At 68.2% G+C, this 13,954-nt stretch carries 11 protein-coding genes; 10 read left to right on the top strand and 1 reads right to left on the bottom strand.

What is annotated here, in order from left to right:
- The first annotated feature begins 31 nt into the window (after positions 1 to 31).
- From U5S82_05095 to U5S82_05050, 10 genes are all read left to right on the top strand, one after another.
- Entirely contained in the window at positions 32 to 532 is a 501-nt protein-coding gene (locus U5S82_05095; protein ID MDZ7751037.1) for an OmpH family outer membrane protein, read from the top strand.
- A gap of 33 nt (positions 533 to 565) precedes the next feature.
- Positions 566 to 1,588: a UDP-3-O-(3-hydroxymyristoyl)glucosamine N-acyltransferase gene (gene lpxD, locus U5S82_05090; GenBank protein MDZ7751036.1), complete on the top strand. Its 1,023-nt coding sequence runs from the start codon at positions 566 to 568 to the stop codon at positions 1,586 to 1,588.
- Positions 1,589 to 1,756: 168 nt separating this feature from the next.
- Entirely contained in the window at positions 1,757 to 2,215 is a 459-nt protein-coding gene (gene fabZ, locus U5S82_05085) for a 3-hydroxyacyl-ACP dehydratase FabZ (GenBank protein MDZ7751035.1), read from the top strand.
- Positions 2,212 to 2,982 carry an acyl-ACP--UDP-N-acetylglucosamine O-acyltransferase gene (gene lpxA, locus U5S82_05080; protein ID MDZ7751034.1) on the top strand — a complete coding sequence of 257 codons (771 nt, stop codon included), beginning with the start codon at positions 2,212 to 2,214 and terminating at the stop codon, positions 2,980 to 2,982. Before fabZ ends, lpxA begins: the two co-directional genes overlap by 4 nt.
- A 39-nt stretch (positions 2,983 to 3,021) precedes the next feature.
- Positions 3,022 to 4,167, top strand: a complete 1,146-nt coding sequence (gene lpxB / locus U5S82_05075; GenBank protein ID MDZ7751033.1) for a lipid-A-disaccharide synthase — start codon at positions 3,022 to 3,024, stop codon at positions 4,165 to 4,167.
- Positions 4,168 to 4,190: 23 nt separating this feature from the next.
- Positions 4,191 to 4,448 carry a hypothetical protein gene (locus U5S82_05070; GenBank protein ID MDZ7751032.1) on the top strand — a complete coding sequence of 86 codons (258 nt, stop codon included), beginning with the start codon at positions 4,191 to 4,193 and terminating at the stop codon, positions 4,446 to 4,448.
- 10 nt (positions 4,449 to 4,458) lie between these two features.
- Positions 4,459 to 7,932 (top strand): DNA polymerase III subunit alpha, encoded by a 3,474-nt coding sequence (gene dnaE / locus U5S82_05065; protein MDZ7751031.1) that lies wholly within the window; start codon positions 4,459 to 4,461, stop codon positions 7,930 to 7,932.
- 121 nt (positions 7,933 to 8,053) lie between these two features.
- Positions 8,054 to 9,013 carry an acetyl-CoA carboxylase carboxyltransferase subunit alpha gene (locus U5S82_05060; protein MDZ7751030.1) on the top strand — a complete coding sequence of 320 codons (960 nt, stop codon included), beginning with the start codon at positions 8,054 to 8,056 and terminating at the stop codon, positions 9,011 to 9,013.
- Positions 9,014 to 9,202: 189 nt separating this feature from the next.
- A complete protein-coding gene (locus tag U5S82_05055) occupies positions 9,203 to 11,329 on the top strand; it encodes a YgiQ family radical SAM protein (GenBank protein ID MDZ7751029.1) in 2,127 nt (708 codons plus the stop codon).
- A gap of 255 nt (positions 11,330 to 11,584) precedes the next feature.
- Complete coding sequence (locus U5S82_05050; protein ID MDZ7751028.1) at positions 11,585 to 12,187, top strand: Uma2 family endonuclease; 603 nt, start codon at positions 11,585 to 11,587, stop codon at positions 12,185 to 12,187.
- 110 nt (positions 12,188 to 12,297) lie between these two features.
- On the opposite strand, the gene U5S82_05045 is transcribed toward U5S82_05050, so the two are convergent.
- The gene (locus U5S82_05045; protein MDZ7751027.1) at positions 12,298 to 13,932 is read right to left on the bottom strand and encodes an alpha-D-glucose phosphate-specific phosphoglucomutase; all 1,635 of its coding nucleotides are present in this window, start codon (positions 13,930 to 13,932) and stop codon (positions 12,298 to 12,300) included.
- Positions 13,933 to 13,954 lie beyond the last annotated feature (22 nt).

The following is a 13,954-nucleotide window of genomic DNA, read 5'->3' as shown; positions in this document are numbered from 1 at the left end:
GCCTCCCCGATAAATCATCAGGAGTGAGAAATTGAATAGATTGGTCATATCTCTGCTAGCCCTCGCCGTCGGCGCATTGCCGGCCCTGACCCATGCCGCGGACGTGAAGGTGGGCTACGTGAATATCGAAAAGGTCCTGGAGGCCGCGCCCCAGGCGGACAGCGCCCGCGAGGCCATCGAAAAGGAGTTCGCCCCGCGGGACCGGGAACTGGTGAGGTTCCAGAAGGATCTGCGGGACATGGCCGAGCGTCTGGAGAAGGACGGGGCGATCATGAGCGAGAGTGATCGCACCAATCTGGCCCAGGAGATCCGCGCCAAGAAGCGCGACCTCAAGCGTATGACGGACGAATTCCGTGAGGACCTCAACATCCGTCGCAACCAGGAGCTCGGCAAGCTCCAGCGCCGGGTGTTGGAGGCCATACAGGCCCTGGCGAAGCAGCAGGATTACGACCTGATCGTTCGGGATGTGCTCTACCACAGCGACAAGGTCGATATCACCGCCCAGGTCATCGATCGCCTGGAGAGCCGCTGAGGGATCCCGCAGTCAGAACCCCGGGCGGCGGCCGTGGACCTCAGCCTGCACGAACTCGCAGAGTGCATCGGGGCACGCCTGGAGGGTGACGGCGAGGTCCGCGTCGGTGGCATGGCCACCCTGGCGGGGGCGGTGGCGGGCGATGTCAGTTTTCTGACCAACCCTGCCTATCGCGCCCAACTGGGAACCACCCGGGCCTCCGCGGTCATTCTGGGCGAGGAGGACCTGGGGGCTTGCCCGACCAACGCACTGGTCATGGCCAACCCCTATGCCGGTTACGCCTACGCGGCCACCGCCCTGAACCCCCCCGATGCCGCGCCGGTGGGGTGCCATCCCGGGGCCCACGTGGACCCGTCCGCTTGTATCGGGGAAGGCGTGTGGCTCGGTCCCGGCGCCGTGGTGGAGGCCAATGCCCGGATCGGGGCGGGTTGCTTCATCGGCCCTGGCTGCGTGGTTGCCCGTGGTGCCGGGTTGGGCCCCGGCGGGCGCCTGGTGGCAAACGTCTACATCGGCGAGTCGGTGCGGGTGGGGGCGCGATTTCTTATCCATCCGGGGGCGGTCATCGGCGCCGATGGTTTCGGCTTCGCCCAGGATGGCGGGCGCTGGATCAAGATCCCGCAGCTGGGCTCGGTGGTGCTGGGGGATGACGTGGAGATCGGCGCCAATACCGCCGTGGACCGTGGGGCCCTGGAAGATACGATCATCGGCGACGGCGTCAAGTTGGACAACCATGTGCAGATCGGCCACAACGTGCGTATCGGCGAACATACCGCCATCGCCGGCATGTCGGGGGTCGCGGGTAGCGCCGTCATCGGCAGACACTGTGGGATCGGCGGCGGGGTGGGCGTGAATGGTCATGTGGAGCTGGCCGATGGCGTCTACTTGACGGTGCACACCACCGTCTATCAGAGCATCCTCGAGCCCGGGGTCTATTCCTCGGGGGTCATGGAGCAGGACAACCGGAGCTGGCGCAGGAACACCCTGAGGTTCCGTCAGCTCGATGAGATGATGAAGCGCATCAAGGCGCTGGAGCACAAGCTCGACGGCGGTATGTGACGTGATGGGATGCCGACTGTCATGACCCGTCCCGCGGCACGAGGCGAGTCCGCCGGCGGCGCCCCTTGCGTCATTCCGTGGCAGGTGCCTGGCGTGCCGGTGATTTCTGCCCGACGCGGGCGCCTTACCGTGCGGCGGCATTTCTAAAACACAGAGACCAAGAACGCCATGAGCGAGATAGACGTACTAGATATCCACGGCATACTCGATTTCCTGCCCCATCGCTATCCTTTCCTGATGGTCGACCGGGTTCATGCCTTCGAGAACCACAAATGGCTCACGGCCACCAAGAACGTCACCTACAATGAGCCTTTCTTCCAGGGCCATTTCCCCGACAACCCCATCATGCCGGGGGTCCTCATCATGGAGGCCCTGGCCCAGGCCACCGCCCTGCTGGCACTGTTGAGCGACGACCTGCGTCTCGACGGGACCCGGGTCTATTACCTGGTGGGTGTGGACAAGGCGCGGTTCAAGAGTCTGGTGTCCCCCGGCGACGTGTTGCGCATGCGCGTGGAGGAGAACCAGATGGTGAGGGGAGTAGGGCGTTGTACCTGTGTCGCCTCGGTGGATGACAAGGTGGTGGCGAGCGCCGAGATCATGGGGGCGATCCGGGAAATCAAGCCGTGATCCATCCCACCGCCATCATCGACCCCCGGACCCGTATCCCGGAGGGCACGGAGGTGGGGCCGTATTCCATCATCGCTGCGGACGTGGAGTTGGGCGAAGGCTGCATCATCGGGCCCCATGTGGTGATCAACGGCCCCACGCGCCTCGGCCGGGACAACCGCATCTATGCCCACTGCTCCATCGGCGGCGATCCCCAGGACAAGAAATACGGCGGTGAGGCCTCGGCCCTGGAGATCGGGGACCGCAACACCATCCGGGAATTCTGCACCATCAACCGGGGCACCGAGCAGGACTCGGGCACCACCCGCATAGGCGATGACAACTGGATCATGGCCTACGTCCATATCGCCCACGACTGCCAGGTGGGCCATCACACCGTGTTCGCCAACTGTGCCTCCCTCGCCGGCCATGTCCATGTGGGTGATCACGCCATCCTCGGTGGCTTCACCCTGGTGCATCAGTTCTGCCGCGTGGGCGCCTACAGCATCACCGCCATCGGCACCGCAATGCTGAAGGACGTGCCGCCCTTCGTCATGGCCTCGGGCAACTTCGCCACCCCCCACGGCATCAACCTCGAGGGCATGCGGCGCCAGGGCTTCTCCAAGGAGGCCATCGCCGCCGTCCGCCAGGCCTACAAGGTACTCTACCGCCAGAATCTCTCCTTCGACCAGGCCAAGGCCGAACTTGCATCCCTCGCGGGCGAATTTCCGGAAGTGGCCCTGTTCCGGGAGTTCCTCGAGGGTTCGAGGCGCGGTGTCATCCGCTGACGCCGTGCAATCCCCCCGGCGCAGCTGCGCCATCCCTGCGTGCGCATAGCCCTGGTGGCCGGCGAGCCCTCGGGGGACCTGCTGGGGGCGGGGCTCATGGAGGCCATCCGACGGCGGGTCCCGGACAGCGAGTTCCTCGGCATCGGCGGTCCCCGCATGGCGGCCGCGGGCTGCCACGGCCTCTATCCCATGGAGCGGTTGTCGGTGATGGGGCTGGTGGAGGTGGCCCGCCGCCTGCCGGAGCTGCTGCTCCAGCGCCGGCGCCTGGCGCGCCAGCTGGTGGCCGCCGGGCCGGCGGTATTCGTCGGCATCGATGCGCCGGATTACAATCTGGGGCTGGAGCGCCGCCTGCGACGGGCCGGGGTGCCCACGGCCCATTACGTGAGCCCCTCGGTATGGGCGTGGCGCGCCCACCGCGTCAAGGCCATACGGAAATCCACGGATCTCATGCTCACCCTGTTTCCCTTCGAGGCCGAGTTCTATGAGCGGGCGGGTGTGCCGGTGCGCTTCGTGGGCCACCCCATGGCCGATGCCATCCCACTGGACAACCCTCCCGAAGCCGCCCGCCGGCGCCTCGGCCTGGCGCAGCAGGCCACCTGGGTGGCTCTGCTGCCCGGCAGCCGCGGCAGCGAGATCCGCCGTCTGGCGCCGGCCATGCTGGCGGCGGCTCACTGGATGGCCCGGGCCCGGCCGGGGCTGCGTTTCGTGATCCCCCTGGTGAACGGGCGCACCCGGGGTCTGGTGGAGCAGGCCCTCGGCAACGCCGCGCCGCAACTGGATGTCACGCTGCTGGACGGCCGGAGCCGCGAGGCCATGGCGGCGGCCGACGGCGTGCTCCTGGCCTCGGGCACGGCCACCCTCGAGGCCTTGCTGATCAAGCGGCCTATGGTGGTGGCCTACCGTGTGCATCCCCTCACCTACCGGCTGGTGAAACCCATGCTGCGGGTGGAGCGCTATGCCCTCCCCAACCTGCTGGCGGGGCGCGCCCTGGTGCCCGAATTCATCCAGGACGATGTGGTTCCGGAACGCCTCGGCGCCGAACTGCTGCGGCTGATGGAAGACGAGGCTGCCGCCACCGCCTACCGGCATACCGCGGAGGCCATTCATCTCGGCCTGCGCCGGGATGCCGACGCCCGCGCCGCGGAGGCGGTGCTGGGGCTGGCGGCGGCGCGGGCCCGCCATTGAAGGACACCGCTCGCGACTCGTCTGTGGGGCTCCTGACGGCCGGGGTGGACGAGGCCGGTCGTGGCCCCCTGGCCGCTCCGGTGGTGGCCGCCGCCGTGATCCTGGACCGCGCCAGGCGGCCGCCGGCGGTACGGGATTCGAAGGTTTTGAACCCCGCCCGGCGTTTGACACTGGCCCTGCGGCGTTGCGGCCTCTGTGGAATGCACCGCCGCTCCTTCGCGCCGGTGAAGGCCCTGTTGGTGGCCCAGGGAGAGATTGAGGGCGGTGGCCTGTGTCGGTAATCATAGGGACATGACCCCCGGCTTCGTTCATCTCCACCTCCATACCGAATTCTCCCTGGTGGACGGGCTGTTGCGCATCAAGCCCCTGATGGCGCGCACCCGGGAACTGGGCATGGGGGCCCTGGCCCTCACGGACCAATGCAACCTGTTTGCCCTGGTGCGCTTCTACAAGGCGGCCCAGGCGGCGGGTATCAAGCCCCTGGTGGGGGTGGACCTGTGGGTGGGAGACGGTGAGGGCCCACCCGGCCGGCTGGTCCTGTTGTGCCAGAACGACGTGGGCTACCGTAATCTCACCGGGCTGGTGTCCCGCTCCTACCAGGAGGGCCGCGCCCAGGGCCGGCCCACCGTCGCCCGGTCGTGGCTGGAGGGCGCCACCGAGGGGCTCATCGCCCTCTCGGGGGGGCTCGCCGGCGACGTGGGTCAGGCCCTGGTCGACGGTGACCCGGCGCGGGCCCGGGAGCGGGCCGCCCACTGGCAGCGCCTGTTCCCCGAGCGCTTCTATCTGGAGCTCCAACGCTCCGGCCGCCCCCGGGATGAGGATTACCTCCATGCCGGCGTGGCCCTGGCGGCGGAGGCGGGGATCCCGGTGGTGGCCACCAACGACGTACGGTTCCTGGCGGCCGAGGACTTCGAGGCCCACGAGGCCCGGGTCTGCATCCAGGAGGGGCGCACCCTGGCCGATCCCCGGCGGCCCCGGGAGTACAGCCCCCAGCAATACCTGCGCTCGCCGGCGGAGATGGCGGAACTCTTTGCCGACCTCCCCGAGGCCCTCGAGAACACGGTGGAGATCGCCCGGCGCTGCAACGTGCGCCTGTCCCTGGGCAAGAATTTCCTGCCCGCCTTTCCCCTGCCCGCGGGCAAGGGTGAGGATGAATGGCTACGGGAGGAGGCGCGCCGCGGGCTGGAGCAGCGTCTCGCCACCCTGTTCGATACCGGCGCCGCGGATTTCGCCGCGCGTCGCGCGCCCTACGACGAACGCCTGGCCCATGAGCTGGAGGTCATCATCGGCATGGGCTTCCCCGGCTATTTTCTCATCGTCGCCGACTTCATTCGCTGGGCCAAGGAAAACGGCATCCCGGTGGGGCCGGGACGGGGCTCCGGGGCCGGTTCCCTGGTGGCCTATGCCCTCGGCATCACTGATCTCGACCCCATCCGTTTCGACCTGCTGTTCGAGCGCTTCCTGAACCCCGAGCGGGTGTCCATGCCCGACTTCGACGTGGATTTCTGCATGGCGGGGCGGGATCGGGTCATCGACTACGTGGCGGAGCGCTACGGGCGCGAGAAGGTCTCCCAGATCATCACCTACGGCAGCATGGCGGCCAAGGCGGTGGTGCGCGACGTGGGCCGCGTCCTCGGCCACCCCTACGGCTTCGTAGACAAGGTGGCGCGGCTCATCCCCTTCGACCTCAAGATGACCCTGGCCAAGGCCCTGGAACTGGAGCCGGAACTCAGGCGCCGTTACGACTCGGAAGAGGAGGTCCACGCCCTCATCGAACTGGCGCGCAAGCTGGAGGGGCTGGCGCGCAACGCCGGCAAGCATGCGGGCGGCGTGGTCATCGCCCCCACGGAACTCACGGACTTCACCCCGCTGTACTGCGAGCACGGCTCCCAGAGCGTGGTGACCCAGTTCGATAAGGACGATGTGGAGGCGGTGGGCCTGGTCAAGTTCGACTTCCTCGGCCTGCGCACCCTCACCATCATCGACTGGGCCCTGAAGACCGTCAACGCCCAGCGCGCGGCGGTGGGCGAGACGCCCATTGACATCAATCTCATCCCCACCGAGGACCGTAAGACCTTCGCCCTCATCAAGTCCGCCCGCACCACCGCCGTGTTCCAGCTGGAATCCCGGGGCATGAAGGACCTCATCCGCCGCCTCCAGCCCGATTGCTTCGAGGACATCATCGCCCTGGTGGCCCTGTTCCGGCCCGGGCCCCTGCAGTCGGGTATGGTGGATAACTTCATCGACCGCAAGCACGGCCGGGAGAAGGTCTCCTACCCCGATCCCCAGTATCAGCACGAACGGCTCAAACCCATCCTGGAGCCCACCTACGGCGTCATCCTGTACCAGGAGCAGGTGATGCAGATCGCCCAGGTGCTGGCGGGTTACACCCTCGGGGGTGCCGACCTGTTGCGCCGTGCCATGGGTAAGAAGAAGGCCGAGGAGATGGCCAAGCAACGGGCGGTGTTCGCCGAAGGGGCGGCGGCCCAGGGGATCGATCCGGATCTGGCGACCAAGATCTTCGACCTGGTGGAGAAATTCGCGGGCTACGGCTTCAACAAGTCCCACTCCGCGGCCTACGCCCTGGTGGCCTACCAGACGGCCTGGCTCAAGGCCCACTACCCCGCCGCCTTCATGGCGGCGGTGCTGTCCTCGGACATGGACAACACCGACAAGGTCAAGGAGTTCCGCCGCGAGGCCCTCGACCTCGGCCTCACGGTGCAGCCGCCGGACATCAACCAGGGCGAGTACATGTTCACGGTGGCGGACGATGCCACCATCCGCTACGGCCTCGGCGCCATCAAGGGGGTGGGGGAGGGCGCGGTACAGAACCTGGTGGAGGAGCGTCGCGCCCACGGCCCCTACGCCGACCTGTTCGATCTGTGTTGTCGAGTGGATACCCGCAAGCTCAACCGCCGGGCCTTAGAGGCCATGCTCCGCTCCGGTGCCCTTGACGGCCTGGGGCCGAACCGCGCCGTGATGTGGGCCACCCTGCCCACGGCCCTCAAGGCCGCCGAGCAGGCCTCCCGCAACGCGGACACCGGCCAGGACGACCTGTTTGGCGCCGCCACGGAGCCTGCCCGGGGCCAGCGCACGCTGGCCTATGAGGACGCCGCCCCGTGGCCTGACGAGCAACGCCTGGCGGGGGAGAAAGAGAGCCTCGGTTTCTACGTCTCGGGCCATCCGGTGGATGCCCATCGCGCCCTCCTCGCCCCCCTGGTCAGCGGCCGCCTGGCGGCCATCCGGCCCAGCGCCCCGGAGGCCGGGGTGGTGGCCGGCCTGGTGACGGCCGTCAGGACCACCGAGAGCCGGCGCGGGCGCATGGGGATCCTTACCCTGGAGGACGACTCCGGTGAGATGGAGGTGACCCTGTTCGCCGAGGCCTTCCGGCGCTACCAGCCCTTGGTGGAGAAGGACGCCCTGCTGGTGGCCGAGGGCGAGGCCAAGCCCGACGAGCGCAACGGTGGTTGGTCCTTCAATGCCCGCCGCCTCATGACCCTGGACCAGGCGCGGGCCGAGTTTGCTAAGCGGGTGCGGGTGCGGCTCACCGGCGATGGCGTCACCAACGGGCTGTCCGATCGCCTCAACCACATCCTGGAGCCTTTCCGCCACGGCACCACCCCGGTGTTCGTGGACTACTACTGCCCCGGGGCGTCTGCCAGCCTGCGCCTCGGCGACGAGTGGCGGGTGCGGGTGGCGGACGAACTCATCGTGCGGCTGGCGGAACTGGCGGGGGAGGACGGCGTGGAGGTGGAGTACAACTGAGGGGCACCCGGCGCCTGAAGCCTGATAGAATGAGGGTTTAACCGCCACACCATGGGCCCGGGCGCGATGAGATGGTCCGGCCCCGCTCCAGGTTCTCCGGGGGCGCCATCAGCAGATTGCCATGAACCTGAATTATCTCGATTTCGAACAACCCATCGCCGAACTCGAGGCCAAGATCGAAGAGCTGCGCTACGTCACCGACGATTCCGAGCTCGACATCGACGCCGAGATCCAGCGCCTGGAGCAGAAGAGCGAGGAGCTGGTGAACAGCATCTTCGCCGCCCTGACCCCGTGGCAGGTGGCCCAGGTGGCGCGCCACCCCCAGCGGCCCTATACCAAGGACTACCTGGAGCGGGTCTTCACCGACTTCAACGAACTCCACGGCGACCGTGCCTACGGCGACGACCCGGCCATCGTCGGCGGGCTGGCTCGCTTCGAGGGCATGCCGGTGATGGTCATCGGCCACCAGAAGGGCCGCGACACCAAGGAGAAGGTGCTGCGTAACTTCGGCATGCCGCGGCCCGAGGGCTACCGCAAGGCCCTGCGCCTGATGCACATGGCCGAGCGCTTCAAGGTGCCGGTGGTCACCCTCATCGACACCCCCGGCGCCTATCCCGGTGTGGGCGCGGAGGAGCGGGGTCAGAGCGAGGCCATCGCCCGCAACCTGTTCGAGATGTCGGGCCTCGAGACCCCCATCGTCGCCATCGTCATCGGCGAGGGGGGGTCCGGCGGGGCGCTCGCCATCGGCGTCGGCGACCGGGTGTTCATGCTCCAGTACAGCACCTATTCGGTGATCTCCCCCGAGGGCTGCGCCTCCATCCTGTGGAAGAGCGCAGAGAAGGCCCCGGAGGCCGCCGCGGCCTTGGGTATCACCTCCCAGCGCCTGCTGGACCTGGGGCTCATCGACGGCGTCATCCCCGAGCCCCTGGGAGGCGCCCACCGCGACCACGAGGAGATGGCGGAGAACATCGCCGATGTCCTGCGCGAGGAACTCGAAGCCCTCACCACCCGACCCATGGACCAGGTGCTGGCCCGCCGCCGGGAACGGCTGCGGGCGTATGGGAAGGTGCAGACAAGCTAGGGAATAGGGAATAGGGAATAGAAAGACGCAACAGCGCGGGCACTCTTGGCTTCGAACTCACGCCGGCATGCCACCGGACCGGTCGGGTACACTCCTGCTATTCCCTATTCCCTATTCCCTATTCCCTATTCCCTATTCCCTATTCCCTATTCCCTGATACCCCCGCGCGCTTCGCTTACACTCCCGGTCATGTCTCAAGCCACTCCCCGCAACATCTTCTCCTATCCCCAATTCTGGGCCGCCCGGCTCGGGCCGGCGCCGGTGTTGCCCATGAGCCGGGAGGAGATGGATCTGCTGGGCTGGGATGCCTGCGACATCATCCTGGTGACCGGTGACGCCTACGTGGACCATCCCAGCTTCGGCATGGCGGTCATCGGGCGGGTGCTGGAGGCCCAGGGTTTCCGGGTGGGCATCATCGCCCAGCCCGCCTGGGAGGGGACCGAGGACTTCGCGCGCCTGGGGCCGCCGCGGCTCTTCTTCGGCATCACCGCGGGCAACATGGATTCCATGGTCAACCGCTACACCGCCGACCGCAAGGTGCGCTCCGACGACGCCTATACCCCGGGAGGCGAGGGCGGGCGCCGGCCGGACCGTTCGGTCATCGCCTACGTCCAGCGCTGCCGCGAGGCCTTCAAGGGCGTGCCGGTGGTCATCGGCGGCATCGAGGCCAGCCTCAGGCGCATCGCCCACTACGACTACTGGCAGGACAAGGTGCGGCGCTCGGTGTTGCTGGATGCCAAGGCCGATCTCCTGGTCTACGGCAACGGCGAGCGCCAGGTGGTGGAGATCGCCCAGCGCCTGGCCGCCGGCGCGTCCATTCATGATCTGACCGATCTGCGCGGCACCGTGTGCACGGTCCCGGTGTTACCGGCGGGCTGGGCGGAGGTGGAATCCACCGACGTGGACATCCCCGGCGCGTTGGCTCCGCCCCCGGACCCCTACGCGGCCAGCGGGCCCAGCTGCGAGGAGGCGCCGGCGGGCCGCGAGGTGAGGTTGCAGCCCCGCCCACCTCGCCACCCGCGGGCGCGCACCGTGATCCGCCTGCCGGCCTTCGAGGCGGTGCGGGACGATCCGGTGCTTTACGCCCACGCCTCGCGGCTGCTGCACCTGGAGACCAACCCCGGCAACGCCCGCGCCCTGGTACAGCGCCATGGTGAGCGCGAGGTGTGGGTCAACCCGCCGCCCATCCCCCTCACCACCGCGGAGCTGGACGGGGTGTTCGAGCTGCCCTACACCCGCCGGCCCCATCCCGCCTACGGCGCTGCCCGCATCCCCGCCTACGAGATGATCCGCTTCTCCGTGAACATCATGCGAGGCTGCTTCGGCGGCTGCACCTTCTGCTCCATCACCGAGCACGAGGGGCGCATCATCCAGAGCCGTTCCGAGGATTCGGTGGTGCGGGAGGTCGAGGCCATCTGCGACAAGGTGCCGGGCTTCACCGGCGTCATCTCCGACGTGGGCGGGCCCACCGCCAACATGTACCGCCTAGCCTGCAAGGATCCCGCCATCGAGGCGGCCTGCCGCCGGCCCTCCTGCGTCCACCCCGGGATCTGCTCCAACCTCGACACCGACCACTCGGCCCTGGTCCACCTCTACCGCCGGGTGCGAAACCTGCCCGGCATCAAGAAGGTGCTGGTGGCCTCGGGGCTGCGCTACGACCTCGCCGTGCGCTCGCCCGAGTACGTCAGGGAGCTGGTGACCCATCACGTGGGGGGGTATCTCAAGATCGCCCCCGAGCACACCGAGCCGGGGCCGCTCGCGAAGATGATGAAGCCGGGCATGGGGGCCTACGACGAGTTCAAGCGCCTGTTCGACAAGTATTCGAAGGAGGCGGGCAAGGAACAGTACCTCATTCCCTACTTCATCGCCGCCCACCCCGGCACCACCGACGAGGACATGCTGAACCTGGCCCTGTGGCTTAAAGCGAACGGCTTCCGAGCCGACCAGGTGCAGACCTTCCTGCCCTCACCGATGGCCACCGCCACCGCCATGTACCGCTCAGGGAAAAATCCCCTGCGCAAGGTGACCCGCGCCGGCGAGACCGTGCCCGTCCCCCGGGGCCTCAAGGTCAGGCGCCTGCACAAGGCCTTCCTGCGCTACCACGACCCCAAGAACTGGCCCCTGCTGCGTGACGCCCTCAAGCGCATGGGCCGCGCCGACCTCATCGGCAACGGCAAGCGCCACCTCATTCCCGCCTGGCAGCCGGCAGCGGAGGGCGCCAAGCGCGCCCCGCGGCCGGGCAAGGGCAAACGCTTCGCGACCCAGCACACGGGGTTAGCCAAGGCGCCGCGATCGCGGCGCTCGAAGACCCGGTGACCGGCTGCCGTCAGGCCAGCCCGTGGCCCGGCATCAGGGCGAGAAATGTCGGTCGCTAAGGCGTCGAGTTGAAGCCCGACACCGACAATCGCGGGCTACACTCCTGTTTTCCCCTTTCCCCTTTCCCCTTTCCCCTTTCCCCTTTCCCCTTTCCCTCCAGCAACCACCGTCGGCCACACCTTGACCGGACCTGCCCGAATGATTAGCTTTTCAGGCCGGACACACGGACCGTTCGGAAGTCCACAGGAGGACACCATGGGCTACGCCCTGCGCGACCACAACCGTTATACCTACCACGACTACTGCCAGTGGCCCGAGGACGAGCGCTACGAGCTCATCGACGGCAACGCGTGGCTGATGTCCCCCGCCCCGGGGGTGGACCATCAGACCGTCGCCTTCGAGGTGGCTCGCCAGGTCGCCAATGCCCTGGAGGGCCACTCCTGCCGGGTGCTGGTGGCCCCGGTGGACGTCCTCCTGCCCCGGGGGGACGAGGCCGACGGCGTGGTGGACACCGTGGTGCAGCCCGATGCCCTGGTGGTGTGCGATCCCGGCAAGGTGTCCCGGCGCCGGGTGCGGGGGGCGCCCGACTGGGTCCTGGAGGTGCTCTCCCCGTCCTCCGCGAGCCATGACCAGACCCGCAAGCTGGCCGCCTACGAGCGGGCCGGGGTGCGCGAATACTGGCTGGTCCACCCGGTGGACCGGGTGCTGACCGTCTACCGCCACGACGGCAGCGCCTACTCCCGCCCCCGCATCCAGGCCCTCTCCGGCACCACGACCCTCGAGGTGCTGCCGCAGGTGGCGGTGGACTGGGACCGCATCACCACCCGCCTGCTCCCCGACGCCACCACCGAGATGTAGCCCCAGCCCGGGACGGCCGAAGACTGGCGGGTAGTGAATCGTTGACGGCGACTACGGCGGTGGCGCTGGTACGTGCCGTGCGCTTTTACCATTCACTATTCACCGGCTTTTCAAGTAATCACCGTCGGCCGCTCCATCCCCGTGACCGCCTTCAGGTCCGCCACATCCTGAGCATAGGTGATGAGGTCGGCGAGGGCGGTCTCGGTGTCGAGGCCCTGGCGTTCGGGGTCGGGCTCGTAGCGTTCCAGGTAGACGCGCACGGTGGCGCCGGCGGTGCCGGTGCCGGAGAGGCGGAACACGATGCGGGAGCCGTCATCGAATAGGATGCGGATCCCCTGGTGCTCGGCCACCTCGCCGTCCACCGGGTCCGTATAGGCGAAGTCGTCGGCGGCGGCCACCGTGAGGCCGCCCGCGGATTGGCCGGGAAGTTCGGCGAGGCGCGCCCGCAGGCCTTCCACCATGGCATGGGCGCGGTCCGCGTCCACCTCCTCGTAGTCGTGGCGGGCATAGTAGTTACGCCCGAAGGCCCGCCAATGGCTGCGCACGATGTTGGCCACCGACTCGCCTTTCACCGCCAGCAGGTTGAGCCAGAACAGCACGGCCCACAGGCCGTCCTTCTCCCGAATGTGGTTCGAGCTGGTGCCGAAGCTCTCCTCGCCGCACAGGGTGGCGCGGCCGGCGTCCAGCAGGTTGCCGAAGTACTTCCAGCCGGTGGGAGTCTCGAAACACTCGATGCCGAGGTGCTCGGCCACCCGATCCACGGCCTGGCTGGTGGGCATGGAGCGCGCTACGCCGGCCAGGCCGCTGCGGTAGCCGGGGATGTGATGGGCGTTGGCGGCCATCACCGCCAGGCTGTCGCTGGGGGTGACGAAGAAGCGGTGGCCGAGGATCATATTGCGGTCACCGTCGCCGTCCGAGGCCGCCCCCAACTGAATAGACTTGTCGCCGTTCACCATGTCCACCAGGTCCTTGGCGTAGGTGAGGTTGGGGTCGGGGTGGCCGCCGCCGAAGTCCTCGCGGGGGATGCCGTTGATCACCGAGCCGGGCTCCGCACTCAGGCGTTGTTCCAGGATCTCCCGGGCGTAGGGCCCGGTGATGGCATGCATGGCATCGAAACGGATGCGCATGGCGCCGGCCTCGAACAGGTTGCGGATGCGGTCGAAGTCGAACAGTCGCTCCATGAGGGCGGCGTAGTCGGCCACCGGGTCGAACACCTCCACCACGGTGTCGCCCAGGGTCGTTTCGCCCAGGCGGGACAGGTCCACATCGGGGGCCTCGATGATGCGGTATTCGGTGATGGCGCGGCTGGCCTCGAAACAGGCCGTGGTGAAGCGTTCCGGCGCAGGGCCGCCGTTGGCGACGTTGAACTTGATGCCGAAGTCGCCGTCGGGGCCGCCGGGGTTGTGGCTGGCGGAGAGCACGATGCCCCCCAGGGCCCGGTGCCGGCGGATCACCACCGAGGCCGCCGGCGTGGACAGCAGGCCGTCCCGGCCCACCAGCACCCGGCCGAAGCCGGCGGCGGCCGCCATCCTGATGATGATCCGGGCGGCCTCGCGATTGTAGTAGCGGCCGTCACCCCCCAGCACCAGGGTCTTGCCCCGGCAGTCGTCCAGGCTGTCGAATATGGCCTGGACGAAGTTCTCCAGGTAGTGGGGCTGCTGGAAGGTGTGCACCCGCTTGCGCAGGCCCGAGGTGCCGGGCCTCTGGTCGTCGAAGGGGGTGGTGGCGACGCGCTTGATTTCTATGGCCATGGGGATGAAGGGGTCC

Source organism: Gammaproteobacteria bacterium (assembly GCA_034522055.1).
GTDB lineage: Bacteria > Pseudomonadota > Gammaproteobacteria > JAABTG01 > JAABTG01 > JAABTG01.
This window is presented reverse-complemented; position numbering and strand designations above follow the sequence as displayed.